A 24,556-nucleotide genomic window follows, 5' to 3' on the forward strand; every position below is an offset into this window, starting at 1 on the left:
TGTATGTTCATGTTGTCAGGTGTGTCACCATTCTATATCGACCTTCACGCCGTCGGGATTGTTCTCGAACTTCAGCAGCAGAGTGTTGTGGTCTGCGCGGTTCCACTTCCACGAGTCTGTCTTCGTGCCGTCGAGCCTCACGCTCTTCGGCTTTGAGGGCAGGAGGATGCGCATGACGTTGGATGTCTGAGCCGGACTCTTTGCCGTGAACGAGTAGCTCTTAGCCGTCCGCTGTTCGTCATACTGCCTTGACGCTGCGGCGAGCACCTGTGGCTGTTTCTTGTCTTTCACCCTTGCGATGCTGAAGAGGAACGCCTGTTCGCCGGGCTTTACGGTTTTCTGCTCTACTACGGGCAGCTCGGGGTCGAACAGGTCGATGAAAGAGCCTTTCAGAGTGAGCGGACAGTCGCCCGCCTCACTCTCATCCACGACAGCCGCCAGAGTGTAGCATCCGCGCTCAAGATAGAACGAATTCTTTATGTCGAGCTTGCCGTAGGCTTTCCTCACGGTCTCCATGAGCTTGGCGTCGCCGCCTTTCTCCAGCACATACTCCTTGGGGTCGTGCCGCAGGACGTACACCTTGCCCTTGCCATACGTGTAGGTTCCCTCCGCGGCATTGCGCGGCATGCCCATCATCTCGAAGAGATGCTCCGACGGAGCCTTGTATGCGTTGCCGTCCTTGTTCCACCATTCCAGCACGCTCTGGTAAGGGTCGTCGTCGCGTCCGCTGTATATGAGCTGTCCGCCATTGCCCACCCATTCCGCTATGTTCTTGTGGTAGGCAGCGTCGAGCGGCTTCATGTTTGAGTAGGACATGAGCAGCACCTTGGTGTTCTTCCACGTGTCGGCATATCCTGTGTTCTCTATGTGCACCACGGAGACGGGTATTCCCCTTTTGAGAAGGGGCAGAGCCTCTCCGTAGAAGTTGCTGAGCTGCGGGTCGTCGTAGCCCTCCACCGGTCTGGGAGAGCGTTGGAACATGAGCGAGTTTGCCATGAGCACGCTCACGCCCTGCGATCCGCTCACACGGTTGTCGGACAGCGGCATGCTGTTGAGCGTGTTTATCATCACCTGCATCTGTGTGGAGTAGAAGCGGGGGATGCGTGCCTTCTTGTCGCTTGACGCGCTCACGCGGTAGAGACCCTCGTATATGCGGTCGGGCCACGGCATCACCTCGTAGTCGGCTATCTGCGGATAGAGCAGCTGCGCGGTGAACGTCGCCTGATAGTTGCGCTTGTAGTCCTGCCAGTCTTTGGCGCGGTCCTCTATCGGGTCGGTGAGGAAGAACATCTTCCTACCCGTCGGGCGTGTCATCGACTCCATGCAGCCGTACTCCAGGAAAGCCGTCTCGAACACCCTTTCGCGCGCCTTGCCGTTGAAGTAGTTGGGCTCGCGCGACGTGCCTGTCCACACCTGCGCTATGTAGCCGTCGCAGCTTTCCATCGACGCGAGCGACGCTTCCGGCGACACTATCTGCCACTGCGAGTAGTTGAGCAGCGAGTGTGTGGGCACGTAGCAGCGCACGTCCATGCCCTTCTCCCGTCCGTACTGCTTGGCGTAGGTGAACGCCTCGTCGAGCGCGCGGTAGTAAAGATGATACTTGAGCTTGTTCGACAGATAGGTGTTCTCAGCCGACTCGTGCTGCGGACGCCAGTCGAATCCGTAGTATTCCTTCCATTCGCGCTTGAACGACTCGCTGTATCCGCTGCGCGCCCAGAACTCCGGCTCCTCGAGGAATATGGCGTCTATTCCCGCGTCGATGACGGGTCTGATCTGCCGTTCCTTGAAATACTTGAGGTAGTTCTTTGTCGGCACGATGTAGGGAATGAGGTGTCCGTGCCATATGGTGTCGCCCTTCATGGTCTTCTGTCCCTCGTCCAGATGCCACTTGCCGTCCCATTTGCCGGTGAAGTAGTCCTGATATCCGCCCCAGGCGATGCCGGTCATGAAGTGCGTGGTGTAGCCCCTGTCGCGCCACGACTGCACCCTCTGCCTGAAGGTGAGTCCCGGACGGTCGTCCGTTCCGTACACCATCACCACGTCAGCCCTTATGTCGGTGACGGGTTTCCACTTACCTGACGTCTGGAACGTCGTTTTCTCTCGCTTCTGCTGTGCCGGAGCGGCTACGGCGATGGCTGCGAGTGCCAGCGGTATGAGCAGTCTTTTCATTGCTGTAGTATGTTCAGGTTTGTTTTGTCTTGATTGCAGTGAGTATGTCTTGTGCCTGTGCAGGGAGTCACTGCGCGCCTTTTCCATTGCTGCTGAAAGCCAGCGCGTACATGCGTATCTGCTTCACCATAGCGAGCAGACCGTTTGAGCGGGTGGGCGAGAGATGGTCTTTCAGTCCGATGCGCTCTATGAAATAGAGGTCGGCGGAGAGTATCTCTTCCGGTGTGTGTCCGCTTATCACCTGTATGAGCAGTGCTATTATGCCCTTGACGATGAGCGCGTCGCTGTCTGCCGTGAACGTTATCACGCTGCCGTCGTAGTCAGCCTGGAGCCACACGCGGCTCTGGCAGCCGTCTATGAGGTTCTGTTCGGTCTTGTAGCGGCTGTCGAGCGGCTCGAGCTCCGAGCCGAGGTCTATGAGCATCTGATACTTGTCCATCCAGTCGGTGAATCCTGCGAACTCCTCTATCACTTCGTCTTGTGCTTCGTTTATTGTCATTGTCTTATGTGCGTTTATGTTTGTAAGATATATAATGCAAACTTAGTCATTTTTTTTCAATATACGTCCTGTTGCGGCGAATAATTGCGGTGTGGGAGCGTCAGCCGGGCGTCTGTAGGTCGTGCGGGGCTTCCGCGTGGGGCGCAGGCATGTGAGGAGCGGGGTGGAGGAGAGGTGCGGAAGTGCATAAATATGCGTTCTTATGGTAAAATGTTTTGACAACGGAAAATCGTGAAAGAGAAATCCGGACCGCTCCTCCGGCATGGCTGACCGATGCGGAACGGGCTCTTCCGCATCCGGACGCATGGAGCTGTGGAGCGTGAAAGAGGCGTCTGCGGGACGGAACGGGCTCTTCCGCGCCTCAGAAAGGGCTTTTCCGGTGTGCGGTATGGTGTGTCTTGTGGTGCGGAACGGGCTTTCCGGTGATATGAAAAAGCCTCTTCCGCAGGGCACGGAAGGCTTTGCCGACAGGTGCGAAAGCATAAACGGCTGACTGCCAGACCGATATCCTAAACGCTCAAAACCCGCGTATTCGCGTCAGGATGTGCTCCGTCCGGCAAATACGCGGGTTTTGGCGCGTTGTGATGAATATTTATTCGTTGTGCGGAGACACTTTCCGTATAATTATGCAAGTGCGTCCGCGCGCCTCTGGTCCGGCTTAGGGTGGGGGCGGGTCAGTCCTTTCTTTCCACCTTCACCAGCTTGAAGAGCTTGTCGCTCGGCCTTATCTTGTCAGGCACTCGGAACGAGACGCGCGTCCCCTTGCGCGCCGTCTCCACCGCACTGTTGTCGTCGTGTATCTCCTCCACGGTGACATACATCACTCCGGTGGTAGGTCCGGTGATGAGCATGCGGTCGCCCACGGAGAACTCGGAGGCTTCGCAGGAGAACTCCGCCACTCCAAGCCGGGAGAAATATTTCACTCCCCGTCCCACGTAAACCTTGCGCTCGGTGGCGTTGGAGCCGTAGTTCCTGTTCCATTCGCCCAGACGCTGTCCCTGATAGTAGCCGTCCCAGAAGCCACGGTTGAAGACGGTGGCGAGCCGTTCGTCCCATGCGTCCTTCCTCTCTTCGGTGAACGTGCCGTCGAGCACGGCTGCTATGGCTTCCCTGTAGCACGTCACGACGTTGTAGACATACTCAGGTCCGCGCGCGCGTCCCTCAATCTTGAACACCCTTACGCCCGCCTTCATCATGCGGTCGATGAAGCGTATGGTCTTCAGGTCCTTGGGGCTCATGATGTATTTGTTGTCTATCTCGAGCTGTGTGCCCGTCTCGTTGTCGGTCACGGTGTAGGAGCGGCGGCACAGCTGCATGCATTCGCCTCGGTTGGCGGAGCGTCCGGTGTTGTCGAGACTCATGTAGCACTTGCCGCTCACAGCCATGCACAGCGCGCCGTGGCAGAACATCTCTATGCGCACCCGCTGTCCTTTGGGTCCGCGTATGTCCTGCTCCTCTATCTGCCTGTGAATCTCCGCCACCTGGTCAAGGTTGAGCTCGCGCGCGAGCACTACCACGTCGGCAAAGCGTGCGTAGAACTTCAGTGCCTCTATGTTGCTTATGTTGAGCTGCGTGGAGAGGTGCACCTCCACCCCAAGGCTGTTGCAATAGGTCATCACCGCCACGTCGCTGGCTATCACGGCTGTTATGCCTGCCTCGCGCGCGGCGTCGATTATTGTGTGCATTGTGGCGATGTCCTCACCGTAGATTATTGTGTTCACCGTGAGATAGCTCTTTATGCCGTGTGCGGCACATATGGAGGCGATGTCGCGCAGGTCGGCTATGGTGAAGTGGTTTGCCGAGTGCGACCTCATGTTGAGCTGTTCCACACCGAAGTAAACCGACCCCGCGCCTGCCTGTATGGCAGCCGCCAGACTCTCCCGCGAGCCCACGGGAGCCATTATCTCGAATTCGCTGACTGTATGTTCCATATAGTTTGAAAGAGAATTTATTTGTGTTTGTCTGAAATGCATATGCCTCGGGACACTGCCTCCGGCATTTCATAAAAAGTGCCCACCGTCAATGCCGGTGGGCTAAATAATTACTATTAACAATTTTTAAACCTTTAATTTATGAAAAAAAAGTTGATTTGCAAATATACAAAAAATAAAATAACAGCAAGCGGTTTGGCATGTTTTTTTTGCACAGGTTATGCACAATGGGGCTGTTTTGTGCATCTGTCAGTACACGAAGATGCGGTAGTCCTCTATCTGTCCTCCGGCATCCTGTGATGTGGCAGGAAGACATTCCACCGCGCTTACGGTCTGTTCGGCACCCATGTCTATGACGAGCAGGTGCGGAAGAGGGGCTCCCGGGGCTGTTTTCCACCACGTGGACTCCTGAAGGTCGAACGCCTTGTCGCCCGTGTGGTTGCCGTTGTCGGCATCCTCGCTGTCGGCATATCTGGTGCTCCACGAGCTTCTGTCAGCCTGTTGTCCGTCAGCGTCGATGACACGTATCTCGGCTATCGCCGCCGTCCCGTCAGCATCCCTGACAGACGGGCACTCTATTGCCAGATAGCGTCCGCGTGCCGGTGAGGCGAGCCTTACGGTCTGCCAAGCCCGTCCCGGTGCGAAACTGCCTGCCGCCGCGGGCGTCGCCGAATTGAGGTCGGGGCGGTCGCCGGGGTTGTTGTGGCGGTTGCTTTTCTCCAGCTTCAGACGGTCGAGCACCGGACTGTCCTGTCCCCATGTCTCGTTCTTTGCCGGTCCTGCCACGTCGAGCACCACTATCTCGTTTTCTCCTTCCCTCAGCCAGCATCCCGGCACGTAGAGCGTCTGCTGCGGACCGATGCTCCAGAACCTGCCTATGGCATGTCCGTTGACATAGACAAGTCCCTTGCCCCATGTCTCCATGTTGACGAACGTGTCGCCGGTCTTGTCCAGACGGAAGAAGCCCCGGTAGTATCCTGCGCGCGAGTGGAGCAGGGGAGCGGTGTGTGAGCCGTCCTTGCTGCGGGTGAAGGCGCGCAGGGCGTTGCCGTAGGAGTCGGGCAGTGTGCGCATGGTCCAGCTGTCCGGTCTCCACGTCATGCCTTCGCTGCCTTTGCCGGCAGTAATGGTGACGTCGCCGGTGAGTCCCTTGAAGTCTTTTATAGCCCGTCCGAAGTTGATGCGTCCCATGCCTTCTACGACGATGTCGAGCCTGTCTCCGCTGCCGACGGGCGGCAGGGCTACGGTCGTCTCGTTGCGCGTGCGGTCGGTGCGTCCGGTGTATCTGCCGTTCAGATACACCATGGCGTAGTCGTGCGCGCCTTTGAGGACGAGCGTCGACGGAGTTTTTATTTCCGGCAGAGATGCGGAGTAGATTGCTGTTCCCCATCCCATGTCGAGCTCCTCGAACGTGAGCGGACGCTGCGCGGTGAGCATGGTGTCGGCTCCGGCAGCCAGCGGAGCGTATTCGTCAAGGCTGAAGCGTGGTATGCTTATAAGCGGGGCAGCCTGAGAGGGGATGTCGGGCAGGGGAGTGTCGGAATGTTTCTGCATGACGCGGCGCAGCTCGTGATATTTCGGTGTGGGCTGTCCGTACTCGTTTATGGGCGCGTCGTAGTCGTAGGAAGTCACGTCGGGGGCGAATCCCGGAGAGTTAGCCCCTGCCCAGTGACCGAATGACGTGCCTCCGTGGGTCATGTAGAGCGAGAACGATATGCCCTTCGACAGCATCTCGTCTATGCCTTGCGTCATTGCCGCAGCAGGACGTGTCTCGTGGCGCGCTCCCCATTTGTCGAACCATCCGCTCCAGAACTCCGAGCACATGAGCGGCGACCCGGGGCGCAGCTCCTGCAGGCGTCGGAACTGGCTACCGATGTCGGAGCCCGTGCCGAAGTTCATTGTCCACACAAGGTCGTCCAGAGCGTTGAGGGTGAAGTTGCTCGCCCAGTCGCACTGGAAGAGAGTTACCTTGCCGAATCCCGACCGTCTCACTATGTCGCGTATTGCGCTCACGTATGCCTTATCCTCTCCGTAAGAGCCGTATTCGTTCTCCACCTGCACCATGATTATGGGTCCTCCGTTCTGTATGGTGAGCGGAGCGAGCTGTTCGCCCACCTTTGCCATGAAGCGCGAGACACGCTCCATGAAGTAAGGGTCCTTACTGCGCAGGCTTATGTCCTTCTTCTTCAGCAGCCACCACGGCAGTCCGCCCATCTCCCACTCGGCGCACACGTAAGGTCCGGGACGCACTATGACGTACATGCCGTTGCGCTGTGCCAGGCGGCAGAAGGCAGCGATGTCGTTCTGTCCGGTGAAGTCGAACTCGCCCTCGCGCTGTTCGTGTATGTTCCAGAACACGTAGAGGCATATGGTGTTCATGCCAAGCGCGCGGCACATCCGTATGCGGTGCTCCCAGTAAGGGCGCGGAATGCGCGGATAGTGCAGTTCGGCGGCTTTCACGGTGAAGGGCTTTCCGTTGAGCAGAAACGTCTTGTCGCCTGCGGTGAACGAGCCTCCGTCGTTGCCTGCGGAGCATGCCGTGTGCCCTGCCATAGCCATTACGGCTGCGAGCAGCAGTGAGAGTAAGATGGAGTGTCTCATAATCTTTGTTTTCAGGTTTTTATTTATTACGATGCTGTTGTGCGTGGACGTGCCGTCCGGAGCGTTTCCGGAGGTGTGGGGAAGAAGCCTGCCGGCAAGCCGCGCAAGAGTCTGCCCCGACGTGTGCCTGCATAGGTCTGCTTGTGCAAAAATAGTGTTTTATCCGCAAATATCAAAAACATGCGGATATTATATGCCCCGTCCGAAATGCATTGTCGCCTCATCGGCTTTGGCTCTCCCGCCTTGCCAAATGGTGTGATGGCGTGCATTTATATTTCATACATATTGTTCAGATGTGGAACGGGGCAGAGGCATGAATCCTTTATTTGTCAAAACGAAAACGGAGAATCTGCATCCCGCAGACTCTCCGTTTGTGAGCAGTATTCATTAAGTGTGTCCGTGCGGTGCAGATCTTGCGGTCTGTCGCACGTAGCACGGTTCAGTTTGTCACTTCAGTGCAGGCACCTTGACCGATACCGATTTGCCGTCGGCATATGTGGCTGTGATGACGTAAACACCCTTTGCGAACTGGCTGAGGCTTACTGTAGCCTCTTCCGCACCGGGCTTGGAGGTCATCAGGCAGCGTCCGGTGAGGTCGCTCACCTTCAGAGCGGCGATGGTCTTGCCGCCCTTTATCGTCACGTTGCCGCCGTTGAGCGTTATTCCGAGACCCTCCTGCTCCACCGAGCCGATGGCGGTGAGCTCTCCGTTGACCATGTAGACAGGTATTCTGATGAAGCTGTTGAACGGATCGTTGGTGCTTACTTCAAGATAAGCCTCATAGACTCCTTCTTCCAGACCCTGCGGAGTGAAGCTTACGTTGAGCTTGCCTTCACTTCCTGCTGCCACCTCCATGCTCTTCTTGTCTGTGCTGAGCCAGCTGATTGCCGGAGTGCGGTCGCCGGTGACGTTGGCGCGGATGCAGTAGTTGTAGTCCAGTCCGAGGTCTGCCATCGACCACCATGTGCTTCCGCCGATGTTCACGAGGTCGCCGAAGCCAATCACGGCAGGACCCTCATCCACTCCGATGTAGTAGCCTGTGGCGACGATGTTTTCCATCCTGACGCCTATCCAGAGGTCGGTTGTGCCTATCTCAACGGGCTGTGAGAGCACCACGTGGTTCCATGACTGAGCCTTCGGGGTGAATGCCTGCTCGGTGATGAGGTCTCCGCACTCGCTCTGCTTCTTCTGTCCGTATATCACTATGCTCGCGCTCTCGGGCACATCGCCTACGTATACGTCGACACTGCTTACGGTCATGCCTTTAAGGCTTGAGAGCATCGCGCCCGGATAGAGGCTTGCGAATGTAGCGTTTGGAGCGTTGCCGATGCCTATGCAGTCGTATACGTCGCTGTCATACTTCAGCACATACTGTGTGGCTGGGTCGCTCTCGGGAGCTTTCTGTGCCACGGCTTTCATGCGTGCCGCCTTGAGCTGTCCCTTGAACTCGGCTTTGGGAGCCACCTTGGCTGCGTAGTTGCTTGTGGGAGCGTTGGGGAGCACATACTTGAAGTCTATGTCAGCGTTGAGCGTTCCTCCTCCGTTATTGGTGAGGGTGAGCACGCTTGTGGCATCCTTTCCGTCGGTGGCTTGCTCTATGACGGTCTTGTCAGCAGTCGTCACAGGGTCTTCCGGTGACGGCTCTACGACGATGGTGTAGTCTTCCACCTCACCGTTGTAGAACGAGCCTGCAGGATCCAGAGTGTAGTAATAGGGCAGTGCGATGAGGCGCATGCGGTGCTCGCCTGTCTTGGCACCCTCCGGCACGCTTATCGTCGCAACAGCCTTGCCGCCGTTGTCGTCAGCCTCGAACGAGTCGAACACAACCTGCTCGTCGTAGCTGAAGGTGTAGTCGCCGTTCCAGTCGATGAACACTCCGAGCGTGGGCTCGTAGTCGTTAGACTCGATGGTGACGTTGAGCGTCTGCTTCTCGCCCGGGCGGAAGACGGTCTTCTGGTCGGTGTAGTCGCTGTATGTGGAGCCTTCGCTCGTGTTGTTGATAGAGCCCAGCGACACGTTTGTGATGTTTATCACGTTGGGAACGTATATCTCACATTCCGGATACTCGTTTGCTACGGTCGTCTCAACGGTCTTGGAGAGAGACTGATAAGACTTCAGCTCGTCGCCCGGAGTGACGTTCTTCACTGTGACAACGTGTTTTCCGCCGGAGCAGTCGGCACGTGCGGTGAACGTGTATTTGTAGCTTTCGAACGGTTCGATGGTGGCGTTGACATCCTCAGTAGCCACGAGCACGTCGTCGACATAAAGCTCGAGACGGGCGTCACTGATGGCGTTCTTGCCGATGTTGGTGAGTTCCACCTGAACCTTCTCATACTTGCCAGAGGCAGACGACAGCGGAGTCATGAAACGCTCTATCTGCAACGCCTTGTCGGCGTTGTAGCTTCCGTCACCGTAGAGACAGAAGGCGCATGCGTTCTGACCGGAGTACTCCTCGTTGATGATGTCCTTCTGAAGGGCTGTGAGATTGCCGCCAACGGTGAATACGGCAAACCAGCACGAAGGCGAGTCGCCCATATCCTTGGCGTTGATCTGTATGTAGCCGTGCTCGAGATTGATGGTCTGTCCGAGCGGAACCTTGAATTCGTATATCGGGGTTGTGCCTGTGTCGCCCAGACCTTCGAGCACCACGTTGGTGTTTTCGCCTATGAGGTCGACGTCTTTCTGCATGACACACTTGCCTGGGAGTCCGTCCTCACCCTCCTCATATATGCCGATGGTGAATGTGACGGGTTTTGTCATGTTTAAATCCTCGTCCATCTCGCCGCGCTCATGGCAGTAGATCCAGTCGTATGCCTCCCCGTCCCAGTAGTTGAAGAAGCCGAGGAAGCGCACCTCGTCGAATGTCTGGAAGCAGTCGTCGAAGTATTGGTAATACTCCATTCCGAGCTCGGGGCGTCCGGCGTCGGCGCATGCCGATCCTGTCCATGCTGTGTTTTCGGTGTACTCATTGCCGTAGACGGAGCCTTCCTTGCAGGAAAGGACGTCGTAGACTGTCTCCTGCGCAAATGCCTTTACTTTCTTACCCTCGCTCACTCTGTACAGATGGGTCTTGCCATCGACCTTGAATCAGTACTTGTCAGACAGTTCGGCAGGCGGTGTGAAACCGCGTTGTGCGAACGCTGTAGCGGCAAAGGCAGCCGTCATGAACATAGTGTAGATCTTTTTCATAATAAAACTTTGTTCCGCGTTGACATAGGTTTTGAAAAACGTTATTATGTGAGAAATCCTCCCGAATGGCGGATACCGCGGATATAACCGGTGTCGGTTGGATTGTTATAAAATTCGTCTACAAAATTAATAAAATATGTGTTACAAAACAAAATGTTACTGAATTTTATGTATAAACTTACATATTATCCGATTTATGACGCTATTTATTTCAATTATTCATACGTTGCCATGTGAGGACGGGAGCGCAGTGGAAAACCGTGAAAGTTGAGTTTGCTGACATGCGGTTTTAATACCGTTGTGGCACATGGCGGATGCCGTGGAGTGGGTAAAGCGGGATTTAAGGATGATATTCGCAGCCTGCTGAGGTAGAGACGCAAAATCTTGCGTCTCACAAGGGGTATGTGCTGTTATTGTCAGCGGTATGTTGCATGAGTATATTGGCATGGGCAGGACGGGAGACGCAAGATTTTGCGTCTCTACCGGGCTGGCGCCGTTGAGTATGTGAGGATTGTATTAAGGGTGATATTCGCTGCCTGCAAAAGTAGAGACGCAAAATTTTGCGTCTCACGAGGGGTATGTGCTGTTATTGTCAGCGGTATGTTGCATGAGTATATTGGCATGGGTAGGACGGGAGACGCAAGATTTTGCGTCTCTACTGGGCTGGCGCCGTTGATGGAAATGGGGAATACGTATGCTATAGAAAGTTTATGATGGTGTGTTTCCATGTGTGGATGAGTTCTTCTTCGGTGTAATCCATCAGGTAAGCGTCGGATGTCTGCCATCATAATTTTCTCTTAACGGCATAAAAATAGAGGAAATTTTTCGTAAATTTCCTCTATTTTCCTTATCCCGATTGTTGCTTCCCTTATTTTCAGAACATGCTCTGGTGTCATTTCTCCGTGCCTAAACGCCTCATCCATTTGCCTCCCGCCATGCAGGCGATGCCTATGGCTATGAACGGCAGACTGAGAATCTGACCCATGTTGATGGGCAGGGAAGCCTCGAAAGGCTCCTGTATCTCTTTGGTGAACTCGATGAGGAAGCGGGCTGTGAAGATGTAGGTGAGGCACATGCCGAAGAAGAACCCTGTGCCCACACGCTGCGGACGTCGGCGGTAGACACTCCAGCCGATGAGCATGAGGAGGGCGTATGCGATTGCCTCGTAGAGCTGTCCGGGGTGGCGCGGCAGCATGTCTATCTGCTGGAAGACGAAAGCCCATGGCACGTCTGTGGGCTTGCCGATTATCTCGGAGTTCATAAGGTTGCCTATGCGGATGAAGAACGCCGTGGCAGGAGTGGCTATTGCGATGTTGTCGAGCACACGCCAGATGTTCAGCTCGGTCTTTCTGACATACAGCCAGAGTGCGATCATGAGTCCGAAGGTTCCTCCGTGGGAGGCGAGCCCGCGATATCCGGTGAAGTGCCAGTCGCCGTTGCCGTTGAACTCTATGGGCAGAATCATCTCCACGAAGTGTGTCCACGACGACAGATATACGTCCGGCTGATAGAACAGACAGTGCCCGAGACGCGCTCCGATGAGTATTCCTATGAAGCAGTAGAGGAAGAGCGGTTCGAAGAGCTCGTCCTTTATCTTCTGCTCTTTGTAAAGTTTTCTTACGATGAGATAGGCGAGAAGGAGTCCCACCAGCCAGCACAGCGAATACCAGTGCATTGACAGTGGACCTATGCGGAACGCTGTGTCGTCGGGATTCCACAGTATGTATGAAAGGTTTGAGTTCATGAGTTGCTGTTTGTATGGTTTGTTTTCCGGTCATCACGTGGCGTGACGGCTTCCGCCGTTTGTGCTGCGCGGTGATTGTGGCGGTCAGACGTTGAAGCGGAAGTGCATAATGTCACCGTCCTGCACCACGTAGTCCTTTCCCTCGATGGCAAGCTTGCCAGCCTCGCGCACGGCAGCCTCGGAGCCGTATTTTATGTAGTCGTCGTACTTTATAACCTCTGCGCGGATGAATCCTTTCTCAAAGTCGGTGTGTATCACTCCCGCACACTGCGGAGCCTTCCACCCCTTGTGGTAGGTCCATGCCTTCACTTCCATCTCTCCGGCGGTGATGAATGTCTCGAGGTTGAGCAGTGAGTAGGCTTTCTTTATGAGTCGGTTGACGCCGCTTTCCTCCAGTCCCAGCTCTTCGAGAAACATCTGTTTGTCCTCGTAGGTGTCGAGTCCGGCTATGTCCTCCTCGGTCCTTGCCGCTATGACGAGCATCTCCGCGCCCTCGGCTTCTGCCACTTTGGCGACCGCTTCGGAGTATCTGTTGCCCGTCTTCGCGCTTGCCTCGTCGACGTTGCAGACGTATAGCACGGGTTTGGCGGTGAGCAGGAAGAGGTCGTGCGCCACCTTCTGCTCCTCCTTGCTTTCGAAGGTCACGGTGCGGGCATTCAGTCCTTTGTCGAGCGCAGCCTTGTATGCCTCAAGCACTCCTACCGCAATCTTGGCGTCCTTGTTGCCTCCCACGGCAGCCTGTTTCTGCTGTTTGGCGAGCTGGCTCTCGATGGTCTCGAGGTCTTTGAGCTGCAGTTCGGTGTCTATTATCTCCTTGTCTTCAAGAGGGTTTACCGCAGCTCCTCCCTCACGTACGATGTTGTCGTCGTCGAAGCAGCGCAGTACGTGTATTATGGCGTCGGTCTCGCGTATGTTGCCAAGGAACTTGTTGCCCAGTCCTTCGCCCTTGCTCGCGCCCTTCACCAGTCCGGCTATGTCCACAATCTCGCATGTTGCGGGTACTATGCGTCCCGGGTGTACTATCTCGGCGAGGCGTGTGAGCCTTTCGTCGGGCACTGTTATCACGCCCACGTTGGGTTCTATGGTGCAGAAAGGAAAGTTGGCTGCCTGTGCCTTGGCGTTCGACAGACAGTTGAAAAGAGTCGATTTGCCCACATTAGGCAATCCTACGATACCACATTTTAATGACATTTCTTAAATACGTATTTAATTGAATCCGGCTGCGAAGTTACTACTTTTTTCCGAGACGGGGGCAACGGCGTGTGATAATAATGCGTGAAATTGCGGCTTAGACGTATGCTGTCGTGTGCGTGAGACGCTCATGTGGTGGTGTCGAGCATGCGTCGCATAGCGCATATGTCGGCTTCAGCCTCTCCTCGCATGATGTATCTGTCGCTGTGGGTTTCTGTGTCGCGCAGTATGGTTGCTGCTTTATGACTGTCGTGTTCGACATGCAGCGCGATGGCGCAGAGCAGCCTCGGTTTTGAGGATGAGTATGAGACGGTGCGGCGTATGTATGCGGTGAGGTCGGGGGTGAGCAGTGCGCGCGCCTCGTCTTCGTAGCCGAGCATGAGCGAGGTGAACGCAAGCTCGCAGTCAATCTCTTTCTCATACATGTCGGGAAGGGTGGGGCGGCGGTCGCGTATGGCAGTGAGCATGGTGTGCGCGCGGCTGTAGTCGGCTCTGTCAATCTCCCTGGCGACGGCGAACATGTCTGTCACGGCGTTTATCAGACCGTATTCTTCACCGCTGTCGGGAATATTGAACCATTCAGGTGGAAAGTCTTTCGGACGCATGCCGTTCTGACACAAGGCGTGAGCACGCAGTTGAAGGACGAAGTGACGTCGCACTTGCATGTCGCGGAGCATGAGCCGTATGTTGCCCGCATCGTTGTACATGCCGTTTATTTTCATCGGAATACCGTTGATAATGGCAGTCCACAGACCTGCGATAACTATGAAAAGCGCAAGAAGAAAAGCGAACATGCCGCTGTCTGCGGAGTGTATGAAGAAGTATGGTATGGCTGCGGTGGTGAGCAATATGTTTGCCGCCACGCCTGCGGCGTTGTATATCACGAACGGCACCTTGGCGGTGTCTCTTTCCGGCGGCAGCATTATGCATTGTCCGCCTGTGCCAGGAATGTTGAAGCGACGCACTATGTAGCGTCCGTCGCGACGCAAGAGTGTGAGACTGAAAATGCGGAACGACACGAAGCGATAGCCCGTAAGAAGTCCTCCGACAAGGTGTCCGCCCTCATGCACAATGATGTGCAGCACGAAAGCGATGGCGAGTGCGACGAACGACAACAGGCATCCGACGGCTACGGACGCTAATCCGTCGCCCGCAAGAATGTCGAAGAAGCGTGCGGGAGTGATGTCTGTGAACAGCAGGCATGCTGCCAACACCAGCGCGATGCCTGTGACCGAACCGATGATAAAGCCTTTAATGATATGGAATATTTTCTTCATGAGAGGTTATTTATAGTGCAAAGTTAATGTTTTTTCTGTTTTATATCTTTTTTATCAAGTATATACATTAATTTTATTTCCTAAGGTGTGCAGGCACGTATCTACTTGTTGAGATTTATAAAGAAGCGTTATGCTTATCGTTCAGTCGTAAACCTATGAATAGTCCAATACAGTATACGGTGATAGCATCGTGGTTCTCCATGTGATATAATGTTGGACTACCTTGTTTTATCTTGTATTTTGGACTCACATATGGTCTCAGACTGAAGATGTGGCATTGCAGTTACACGCTTCTCTGTCGAATTTACGAATGTCTCATAAGGGACTGATGGGGCTGTAAATATAAAATTATGAGAGATTTATTTTTTTACTGTCATTTCTTCTTATCGCAGCATTGTTTGTGTGGTCATGTATATTTATCCCTGGTACCAAAGCAGTGTTGCCTGAAGGATACAACGTTACGGCAACGGTTCTGGCGAATACTGATATTGCTATCGAATAGAGAAGGAGTACTGTATTTACAGTATCTTGTTTTTTTATAATGTAGGAATATTAAATCAACTCAGGCATCTTTCTATTCTTATAACAGATGGAAAAGATGCCTGAGTTTTATCTTCCTATAATATAAAAGTGCTGTTTTATGTTGTGATGAGGATATATTTGTTTATAGGAGACGATATAAATTTATGATGAAGCTCAATGTGCCTCGAGCCAGTTTGCGCCCCATCCGCAGTCTGCCACGAGCGGAACGTTGAGAGGGTAGGCGTTCTGCATCTCCTCAAGGACGATGCGCTGCACCTTCTCTTTTTCTTCCGGAATGACGCTGAAGTTGAGTTCGTCGTGCACCTGAAGTATCATTTTCGACTTTATTCCTTCGGCTTTGAATCTCCGGCTGATGCGTACCATGGCTATTTTTATTATGTCTGCTGCCGAGCCTTGTATTGGGGCGTTGATGGCGTTGCGCTCTGCGAAGTTGCGGACGGTGGCGTTGTGCGAGTTGATGTCGGGCAGATAGCGGCGGCGGTGGAAGAATGTCTCCGCGTAGCCTTTTGCCCGTGCGGTCTCCTTACTCTGCTCCATGTATTGCGCCACCTTGGGGAACGACGCGAAATAACCGTCAATCAGCTGTGCCGCCTCCGCCCGGCTTATGTCCAGACGTTCGGCGAGTCCGAAGACCGTTATGCCGTAGATGATGCCGAAGTTGGCACGTTTGGCTTTGGTGCGCTGGTCGCGTGTCACGTCGGCAATGTCTTCCTTGTATATCTTCGCGGCTGTCGCGGCGTGTATGTCGTGCCCGAGGCGGAACGCTTCTGCCATGTTCTCGTCACCGCTGAGATGCGCCATGACGCGCAGTTCTATCTGCGAATAGTCGGCGGAGAAGAACAGGCAGCCTTCCTCCGGGATGAAGCAGCGGCGTATCTCCTTGCCGTCCTCCCCGCGGACGGGAATGTTCTGCAGGTTGGGGTCGCTTGAGGAGAGACGCCCGGTGGACGTCACAGCCTGGTTGAACGACGTGTGTATGTGTCCTGTACGTCTGTTGATGAGTTTCGGGAGAGCGTCGACGTATGTCCCGAGAAGCTTCTTCAGTCCGCGGTGGGCGAGTATGTCGTCCACTATGGGGTTCTTGTGGCGCAGCTGCTGCAGCACTTCCTCCGACGTGACATACTGTCCTGTCTTTGTCTTCTTGGGTTTGTCCACAATCTTCATCTTGCCGAAGAGAATTTCGCCCACCTGTTTCGGCGACGCGATGTTGAACTCCTCACCAGCCGCCTCATATATCTGCGTCTCGAGCTGGCGCATGCGCGAGGTGAGTATGGATGATGTCTCGGCGAGCGAGTCTGTGTCGATGCGTATGCCGTTGAGCTCCATCTCCGCCAGGACTGGCATGAGAGGCATCTCTATTTCGTAGAACAGCTGTTCGGCTCCGCACTCCTTCAGTTTCGGCAACAGCACGTTGTAGAGTCGCAGTGTGATGTCGGCGTCCTCGGCGGCATACTCATACACCTCGGCAGGTTTCAGGTCGCGCATGTTCCGCTGGTTCCTTCCGCGCTCGCCGATGAGCTCTTCTATGTGTATGGTGCGGTAGTGGAGAAGAGTCTCCGCCATGTAGTCCATGTTGTGGCGCAGCTCGGGCTGTATGAGGTAGTGGGCTATCATCGTGTCGAACATCGGTCCTGCCAGACTCACGCCATAGTTGTGAAGCACCTCAAGATCGTATTTCAGATTCTGTCCTATTTTCAGAATTTCGGGGTTCTCATATAGAGGTTTAAATATATTTACAATTTTTTGGGCTTCTTCACGATTGTCGGGCACTGCCACGTAAAATGCCTTTTTTTCCTCGACAGAGAAGCTCAGACCCACCAGTTCAGCGTCGATCGGGTTGGTGGAAGTCGTTTCCGTATCCAGACTGAGAATTTCTTTTGTCAAAAAAAAGTCAAGAATTTTTCTCGCATCAGCCTCATTCTCAATCAGATAATATTCGTGTGGTGTTGTCTGAAGTGTCTCAAAACTCGCGTTTTCAGAACTTTCCGGCTCGTCGGTCGGATTTTCTGCAAAGAGATCAAGTTGTTGTTTAACACTTTTTTTGTTGTTTTTCGATTTGTTGAGAATCTTGTCCGCGAGCGTCTTAAACTCGAGTTCATTGAATATCTCGCGCAGTTTCTGTTCGTCGGGCTCACCGAGTCTCATGCTGTCGAGGTTGAGGTCTATCGGCACATCGGTCCGGATGGTGGCGAGAAACTTCGACATGCGTATGTCGTCCACAGCCGACTCCACTTTTTCGCGGAGCTTGCCTTTGATGTCGGCAGTATTCTCGAGCATGTTGTCCACGTCGCCGAACTGCGCTATGAGTTTCGCCGCAGTCTTCTCGCCCACGCCCGGACATCCCGGGAAGTTGTCTGCCGAGTCGCCCATGAGAGCCAGAAGGTCGATGACGCGCTGCGGAGAGTCGATGGCATACTTGGCGCACACCTCCTTAGGTCCCATCTTCTCGTAGCCTCCTCCGTGGCGCGGGCGGTAGATGAACACATTGTCGCGTACGAGCTGTCCGTAGTCCTTGTCGGGCGTGAGCATGTAGGTCTCCACACCCTGCCCGCCCGCCTTGACGGCGAGTGTGCCTATTATGTCGTCCGCCTCAAAGCCGTCTGCCTGCAGTGCGGGTATGTTCATGGCGGCAATGATGTCCTTTATCACCGGCACAGAGCGTCGGATGTCCTCCGGTGTCTCCTCCCTCTGCGCCTTGTATTGCGGGAAAGCCTCGTCGCGGAACGTCTTGCCGTGGTCGAAAGCCACGGCTATATGCGTGGGCTGCTCCTTGGTCATTATCTCGTTGAGCGTGTTGACGAAGCCCATGATGGCGGAGGTGTTGAATCCTTTTGAGTTGATGCGCGGATTCTTTATCAGTGCGTAGTAAGAACGGTATATCAATGCATAGGCATCGATGAGAAACAGTTTGTCCATGATGGTTGGTGTTATGTTATGTGATGTATGGAGCAACACGTTTTGCCGGGGGATTATTCCGGAATGTACGGACGATTGGTGTATTACAGCCGGAGTATTGCCTGCGGCGTTGCCTGACGGTTGCTTTTTGCCGTAAAATTACTAAAAATATGGTACTAATCCCGATAAAATAATTAATTTTGTGTCAAATTTCAGATAAGTATGGATTACCTGTCAGTCATCAAACAACCGGTACAGGCAGAACTTGCCGATTTCATTGAACTGTTCAACCGTTCGCTGTCTCATGAGGACGGCATGCTCGGGAGCGCGCTCGAACACATCAGGCGGCGCGCCGGAAAGCGCATGCGTCCTATGCTCATACTGCTCATGGCGAAGTCGTTCGGACATGTGACCGACGTTACTCTGAACGCTGCCGTGGGACTCGAGCTGCTTCACACGGCGTCGCTCGTGCACGACGATGTGGTGGACGAGAGCGGAGAACGACGCGGACAGGCATCCGTCAACGCCACATACGACAACAAGGTGGCTGTGCTGGTGGGTGACTACATACTTTCAACGGCTCTGCTGCACGTGTCGTTCACCCATTCTGAAGAGATTGTGCGCTATCTTGCCGAACTGGGACGAACGCTGTCTGACGGTGAGATACTTCAACTGTCGAACATCGGACGGCGCGAAATTTCGGAAGAGGTATATTATGAGGTGATACGCCGGAAGACAGCCGCGCTCTTCGAGGCATGCGCCGGCATAGGCGTACTGTCGGCAGGAGTGTCTGGCGAAGCGTTCGGGAAGGCGTGCGCCTTCGGCAGCAATCTCGGCATGATATTCCAGATACGCGACGACATCTTCGACTACTTCGACTCGCCGGAGATAGGGAAGCCCACCGGCAACGACATGCTGGAGGGAAAGCTCACGCTGCCAGCCATATACGCAGTGAACAACGGCGGCGATGGTGCCATGCTCGAGCTGGCATACAAGGTGAAGGAACAGAGCGTGACGCAGGAGGAGATAGACACTCTCGTGGAGTACACCAAGAGCCACGGCGGAATAGAGTATGCCGAACGGCGCATGGAGGAGCTGCGCCTCAAATGTATGGAATATATAGAAAATGCGGTGAGTGACGAGGGTATAAAACGCGCCCTGACGGCTTACATCGACTTCGTGATAGAGCGTAACAATTGACATAAGACCGGGCGACCGGCATTATAAAAAATAACGGGTCCGTGCGTATCATCCTGCGCGGGCCCGTTATTCATTATATGTATAAGGCTGAATGATTAAGCCAAACCCATATTCCTGCCATCAGCACGTAGTGGGAAACGGCGCACGATGAGCGGTAAGGGCTTAATAAATGCCTTTCTCTTTCAGCAATGCAGTCCATCTTCCGTCCTTCTTGGAGATTATCAGCTGCGTAAGCACATAGTCCTTTCCCACCTTTATTGTCCCGTCAGGCAGACCGTAGAGAAATGACTTTTTAAACCGCTTCTTGTATAAAGTATTGCCGGTTTCTTTCTTTTTTACGGTGATTCTGACACCGTCGTAGTCAACGTCTTCTATATAGATGCCGTATGCATAGCTGTCTCCCAAAGAGCCTACAGTCTTGGAGCTTTTGGTCTTATATGCGTCTGCGTCTATCTCTATCACGACGTCAGCATACTCCTTGTTGTCTATCTTTATTGAAGACACCTCCCTTTCGAGTCTGACGTCGAACGTAGGTCTGATATTCTCCTGTGCCGCCGCTGCGAGCGATTCGAACAGCAGCAAGAGGCTGAATATGTTTTTAAGTGTATGCATACGAGTGCTTTTTCGCTTGATAATCAGAAGAACTTGGTCTCCTCACCCACAAGCTCGCTCAGCAGCAGGTTCGCCAGACGGCTTGTGCCTATGCGGAACCACTTGTTGGTGAGCCATTTCTCGCCGAGCACCTCTTTCACGATGGTGTAGTATATCACAGCGTCCATCACCGTGTTGATGCCTCCCGCGGGCTTGAAGCCTATCTGGATGCCGGTCTCGTCGTAGTATTCCTTTATTGCCTGACACATCACGTAAGCCGCCTCGGGAGTAGCCGACACCTTCTCCTTGCCCGTCGACGTCTTGATGTAGTCGGCTCCGGCATACATGGCGAGGATGGAAGCCTTCTTGATGTTCGACGCCGTGGCGAGGTCGCCCGTCTCGAGTATCACCTTCATGGCATGCTCCCCGCACACCTGTTTCAGCTCGCCTATCTCGTCGCTCACGCCCTCATAGTCGCCGCTGAGAAACTTTCCTACAGGCATGACGATGTCTATCTCCGTCGCGCCGTCCTTTATCGCCAGAGCCGTCTCAGCCACCTTCACCTCAAGCAGAGCCTGCGACGAGGGGAAACTGCCCGACACGCAGGCTATCTCCACGCCGTCCACCTCGAGCGACTGGCTCACTACGCTTGCGAAGCACGGATAGACGCATATTGTGGCAACGTGCGGCAGGTCGGGGTATTGGCTGTCAAAGTCGTTCACGCGCTCGGTGAACGCCAGCACGCTTGTCTCCGAATCGGTTGTCTTGAGTGTGGTAAGCTCGATGCTTCCCATGAGAAAACGCTTCACCTCAGGCGTGTCGTTCTCATGCACTTTCTCGGCTATGAGCGTGCGCACAGCCTCGCTCACCGCCGCGTCGTCCATATCGAGGCGGTATTTGCCCATCGCCTCCTCATATTTGTTTTGTCTCGGAGCGTCATGATGATGATGTCCGCAGTTGGAATGTTTTGTGTCCATATTTCTTTTATATTAAGGGTTTTACGTTGTTTCACGGGCACAGTGCCGCGTAATGTTTATGTCTTCTGCCTTGTTGCGCCTTGCGGGCTGGACGGGTGTCATGCCACGGTCACAGTTTGGGATTGTTGCGGTGGCGGTCCTTGTCGCGCTGTGTCTTCTTCTCGATGTTGCGCCTCAGTTCCTCCGTAAGGTCTGTTCCTGTCTGGTTGGCTATGCACAGCAGCACCCACAGCACGTCAGCCATCTCGTCGCCGAGCGAGTCTTTCTCGCCCTCCTTGAAGCTCTGGTCACCATATTTGCGTGCCATTATGCGTGCCATCTCGCCCACCTCCTCTGTGAGTACAGCCATGTTGGTGAGCTCTGAGAAGTAACGCACGCCGTAGGTGTGTATCCACTCGTCCACGAGCCGTTGCGCCTCACGCAGTGTTATGTCGTTGTCTGTCATTGAGTGATGTTTTTTGCGTTAATCTTATTCTACATCCTTTTTATGTTTATCCAGCTTTTGTCAAAGCCGATATTGTTCAGTGTGATTTCTTTTTGTAGTACGGGAGGTTGTTTGATTGTGAACTTTATGGCGTTTGAAGGAACTTTAGTGTGAATTGTGAACTGTGATCCGTGGGGTTGCCACGTAAAACACTGCTCACCGGTTTCAGTGTCCATTCCAATGAGATTGCCGTTGCTGTTTACTTCCCATGTGTAGTCGTTTGTACGGTAACGTTGGTTTTCCTCTTCGAAAATGCAGTAGGACAACATGTCATATGAGCGTATCAGTACCGTTGTTCGTACAGGATTATAGCAGTCATGTGCGATATTCACCCTTTCGTTCCATATTCCCAGTACCGCGCGACCTGTTTTTTGTATGTCTTCATGCGGGTCTGTTATGCCATAAGAATAATCCGGAGAGCATCTTCCGCTGATGAGTCTGACGCTTCTTGCATTGAATGGGTCTTTGTTTTTTACTGTTTTCACCGACCATGCCATTTTCTCCTTTACCACGTCCGCAATGCCTACGGGTGCGTCGAGATGCCTTCCTCCTATGGCTTCTGCAAGCGCGTCGCCCCAGTCTGAGCCAGATATGTCTTTGCGTCCGATGCATATAAGATATATGGGATGGCTTGCTATCCCTACAATCATATCGTCTGTAAACTCATTGATTGGATATGGTTCGTGTGTATGTAGCTTTTTGCTGTCTCGCAGTTTTGGATGTCTCATTTTGTCTGTCTGTTACTTCATCTATTTTTTTTGCTATCTCCCGTATCATCGGTACGGCTACAGAGTTGCCCGTCTGACGGCGTATCTCGCTGTGTGAAACCACTATCTTGAATGTGTCAGGGAATCCCTGCAAACGTAGTAATTCTCTTGATGAAGGTCGTCGTATGCCGTTTACCAGCAGGTAGTTGTACGACGCTCCTGAGCGCAGCGCACATGCATGGTCAAGTACCGAGATGTTTCCAGCCTTGTTCTCGTGCCATATTGAAGGGTAGAATATCTTTTTCCCGGCTACACACATGTTTCTCTTGTTGACGATGTGTTCTGATGCGAATAGGGATTTGTCCACGTTCTCATCTTTCTCCAGTACTGTTGCCAGACTGTATGGTCTTTTCTTGAAGTCAAAATTGAATCTTGAGTAATGCCTTATGTCTTTGAATCCTACGATTATAACCCTTTCTCGTTTTTGCGGTATACCGAAGTCCATGGCATTGAGAACCTTCCATTTTATGTGATATCCCAAGTCTGTGAGAACTTCCAGTATGGTTTTGAATGTCTGCCCGTTATTGTGTGTTGTCAGCTGTTTCACGTTTTCGAGCAAAACCGCTTTGGGGTTGTGGTAGTCCAGAATCCTTGCAACCTCAAAAAACAATGTGCCGCGTGTGTCTTCAAAACCTCTCATCTTTCCCATAATGCTGAATGCCTGGCACGGGAATCCAGCCAGCAGCAAGTCATGTGGAGGTATGTCTTTTGCCTGTATTTTTGTTATGTCTCCGTAGGGTCGCTCTTTGAAGTTCGCTTCATAGGTGTCGCAAGCGGCTTTGTCCCATTCTGATGAAAAGACGCATTTATAGCCTAATTCATCAAAAGGAATGCGAATGCCTCCTATCCCTGCAAACAGATCTATGAATTTCATACTATTTGTTTTATTAATATGTTGCTTATGTATTATCACTCTTTATTCCTGCTGTCCATGCATATGGTCACAGGACCGTCGTTGAGCAGCTCCACCTTCATGTCGGCACCGAACTCGCCCGTGCCCACAGGCTTGCCGATGGCGTCGCCCAGACGGCTGCAGAACAGCTCGTAGAGGGGTATTGCGATGGAGTGGGGAGCGGCGTGTATCCACGAGGGACGGTTGCCTTTCTTGTAGGAAGCCATCAGGGTGAACTGGCTGATTACCAGTATCTCGCCGTCCACGGCTGTTATCGGGAGGTTCATCACGCCCTTCTCGTCGTCGAACACACGCAGTGCGGCTGTCTTCTTTACAAGCCATTCCACGTCTTCAACGGTATCGTCGGAAGCGATGCCGAGCAGAATGAGGAAGCCGCGTCCTATTGACGACTTCACCTTACCGTCTATTGTCACCGATGCGCGGCTCACGCGCTGTATTACTATCTTCATTTTCCTTAATCCTATGTGGCGCGTTACGCGCTTCTGTTATTTGTTTACAGGCGATGCTGACGATGGGAAAGAATATGTATCTCCATTATTCCTGTTGCCGCCGGTGTCATTGCTTTGATTGCGCAAACGAGCGGTATGAAATCTTGCTTTCATATTCCCGAGAGCAGCCTATCTTATTGCAAAGATGGTGCAAACGAGCGGAATGAAATCTTGTTTTCAAATTCCCGAGAGCAGCCTATCTTATTGCAAAGATAGTGGAAAATGGATTCTGTTCAAAGCAAAACATCCTTTTATTTTGGCGTATAAAGGATGTTTAACCGTTATAATCATATACATAGGATATGACGTTTTGCGTATTAAGCCATTATGTATATTCGTGCGGCAGAAGCATCCGTGATTAATATCAGCTCAGTATTCGCTTGTGAGACGCAAGATTTTGCGTCTCTACTTTTGCAGGCAGCGCATATTGCCTTTAATTCCTCATCATTCACTCAATGGCGTGAGCCCAGTAGAGACGCAAAATCTTGCGTCTCCCGTCCTTCCCATAGCAATACACTCATTCAATAATATGCTTGACAATAATCGCATATACCCCCTTGTGAGACGCAAGATTTTGCGTCTCTACTTTCGAAGCCAGCGCATATTGCCTTTAATTCCTCATCATTCACTCAATGGCGCGAGCCCAGTAGAGACGCAAAATGTTGCGTCTCCCGTCCTTCCCATAGCAGTATCTGCATGTTATAATGCCGCTGGCAATGTATGCATTTTTCCCTTGTGAGACGCAAGATTTTGCGTCTCTACTATTGAAGGCAGCGCATATCATCCTTATACTCCTCATCATTCACTCAATGGCGTAAGCCCAGTAGAGACGCAAAATCTTGCGTCTCCCGTCCATGCCATAGCAATATACTCATTCAGTAATAGCTTGACAATAATCGCATATACCCCCTTGTGAGGCGCAAGATTTTGCGTCTCTACTATTGCAGCCAGCGCATATCATCCTTATACCCCTCATCATTCACTCAATGGCGTAAGCCCGGTAGAGACGCAAAATCTTGCGTCTCCCGTCCTTCCCATAGCAATACACTCATTCAATAATATGCTGACAATAATCGCATATACTCCCTTGTGAGACG

The 24,556-nt window shown here is 53.1% G+C and carries 17 protein-coding genes; 2 read left to right on the forward strand and 15 right to left on the reverse strand.

Translation table 11 applies throughout. The features are described 5' to 3' along the window. Window positions 1-24 precede the first annotated feature (24 nt). On the reverse strand, window positions 25-2,169 hold the full coding sequence (locus BN4609_RS12210; protein WP_068856992.1) for a hypothetical protein: 2,145 nt from the start codon (window positions 2,167-2,169) through the stop codon (window positions 25-27). A gap of 67 nt (window positions 2,170-2,236) precedes the next feature. Next, window positions 2,237-2,668 carry a SufE family protein gene (locus BN4609_RS12215; protein ID WP_068856904.1) on the reverse strand — a complete coding sequence of 144 codons (432 nt, stop codon included), beginning with the start codon at window positions 2,666-2,668 and terminating at the stop codon, window positions 2,237-2,239. 262 nt (window positions 2,669-2,930) lie between these two features. Here BN4609_RS12215 and BN4609_RS12220 point away from each other — a divergent pair, with 262 nt between their 5' ends. Then, window positions 2,931-3,161 (forward strand): hypothetical protein, encoded by a 231-nt coding sequence (locus BN4609_RS12220; protein ID WP_068856905.1) that lies wholly within the window; start codon window positions 2,931-2,933, stop codon window positions 3,159-3,161. A 181-nt stretch (window positions 3,162-3,342) separates the two neighbouring features. On the opposite strand, the gene BN4609_RS12225 is transcribed toward BN4609_RS12220, so the two are convergent. The 7 genes from BN4609_RS12225 to polA form a co-directional block, all read right to left on the reverse strand. Then, entirely contained in the window at window positions 3,343-4,599 is a 1,257-nt protein-coding gene (locus tag BN4609_RS12225) for a peptidase U32 family protein (RefSeq protein ID WP_068856906.1), read from the reverse strand. Window positions 4,600-4,848: 249 nt separating this feature from the next. Beyond that, window positions 4,849-7,200 (reverse strand): glycoside hydrolase family 35 protein, encoded by a 2,352-nt coding sequence (locus tag BN4609_RS12230; RefSeq protein WP_068856907.1) that lies wholly within the window; start codon window positions 7,198-7,200, stop codon window positions 4,849-4,851. A 447-nt stretch (window positions 7,201-7,647) separates the two neighbouring features. Continuing rightward, window positions 7,648-10,254 carry a GEVED domain-containing protein gene (locus BN4609_RS12235; protein ID WP_068856908.1) on the reverse strand — a complete coding sequence of 869 codons (2,607 nt, stop codon included), beginning with the start codon at window positions 10,252-10,254 and terminating at the stop codon, window positions 7,648-7,650. A 1,027-nt stretch (window positions 10,255-11,281) separates the two neighbouring features. Beyond that, on the reverse strand, window positions 11,282-12,133 hold the full coding sequence (lgt, locus tag BN4609_RS12240; RefSeq protein ID WP_068856909.1) for a prolipoprotein diacylglyceryl transferase: 852 nt from the start codon (window positions 12,131-12,133) through the stop codon (window positions 11,282-11,284). 84 nt (window positions 12,134-12,217) lie between these two features. Further along, on the reverse strand, window positions 12,218-13,324 hold the full coding sequence (gene ychF / locus BN4609_RS12245; RefSeq protein ID WP_068856910.1) for a redox-regulated ATPase YchF: 1,107 nt from the start codon (window positions 13,322-13,324) through the stop codon (window positions 12,218-12,220). A gap of 128 nt (window positions 13,325-13,452) precedes the next feature. Then, window positions 13,453-14,601, reverse strand: a complete 1,149-nt coding sequence (locus BN4609_RS12250) for a hypothetical protein (protein WP_068856911.1) — start codon at window positions 14,599-14,601, stop codon at window positions 13,453-13,455. 696 nt (window positions 14,602-15,297) lie between these two features. Continuing rightward, window positions 15,298-18,060: a DNA polymerase I gene (gene polA, locus BN4609_RS12255; RefSeq protein WP_068856912.1), complete on the reverse strand. Its 2,763-nt coding sequence runs from the start codon at window positions 18,058-18,060 to the stop codon at window positions 15,298-15,300. Window positions 18,061-18,261: 201 nt separating this feature from the next. Here polA and BN4609_RS12260 point away from each other — a divergent pair, with 201 nt between their 5' ends. Beyond that, window positions 18,262-19,239, forward strand: a complete 978-nt coding sequence (locus BN4609_RS12260; protein ID WP_068856913.1) for a polyprenyl synthetase family protein — start codon at window positions 18,262-18,264, stop codon at window positions 19,237-19,239. 162 nt (window positions 19,240-19,401) lie between these two features. Here BN4609_RS12260 and BN4609_RS12265 read toward each other — a convergent pair whose 3' ends face one another. From BN4609_RS12265 to dtd, 6 genes are all read right to left on the reverse strand, one after another. Then, window positions 19,402-19,851 (reverse strand): hypothetical protein, encoded by a 450-nt coding sequence (locus tag BN4609_RS12265; RefSeq protein ID WP_068856914.1) that lies wholly within the window; start codon window positions 19,849-19,851, stop codon window positions 19,402-19,404. 23 nt (window positions 19,852-19,874) lie between these two features. Continuing rightward, complete coding sequence (gene deoC, locus BN4609_RS12270) at window positions 19,875-20,807, reverse strand: deoxyribose-phosphate aldolase (protein WP_068856915.1); 933 nt, start codon at window positions 20,805-20,807, stop codon at window positions 19,875-19,877. A gap of 109 nt (window positions 20,808-20,916) precedes the next feature. Continuing rightward, a complete protein-coding gene (locus BN4609_RS12275) occupies window positions 20,917-21,237 on the reverse strand; it encodes a nucleotide pyrophosphohydrolase (protein ID WP_068856993.1) in 321 nt (106 codons plus the stop codon). 44 nt (window positions 21,238-21,281) lie between these two features. After that, on the reverse strand, window positions 21,282-22,019 hold the full coding sequence (locus BN4609_RS12280) for a hypothetical protein (RefSeq protein ID WP_068856916.1): 738 nt from the start codon (window positions 22,017-22,019) through the stop codon (window positions 21,282-21,284). Further along, the gene (locus tag BN4609_RS12285) at window positions 21,955-22,932 is read right to left on the reverse strand and encodes a DNA cytosine methyltransferase (protein ID WP_068856917.1); all 978 of its coding nucleotides are present in this window, start codon (window positions 22,930-22,932) and stop codon (window positions 21,955-21,957) included. The genes BN4609_RS12280 and BN4609_RS12285 overlap by 65 nt, the downstream gene beginning before the upstream one ends. A gap of 35 nt (window positions 22,933-22,967) precedes the next feature. Next, on the reverse strand, window positions 22,968-23,420 hold the full coding sequence (gene dtd, locus BN4609_RS12290) for a D-aminoacyl-tRNA deacylase (protein ID WP_068856918.1): 453 nt from the start codon (window positions 23,418-23,420) through the stop codon (window positions 22,968-22,970). Window positions 23,421-24,556 lie beyond the last annotated feature (1,136 nt).

The sequence above is a fragment of the Leyella lascolaii genome, from assembly GCF_900079775.1.
Classification (GTDB): Bacteria; Bacteroidota; Bacteroidia; order Bacteroidales; family Bacteroidaceae; genus Prevotella; species Prevotella lascolaii.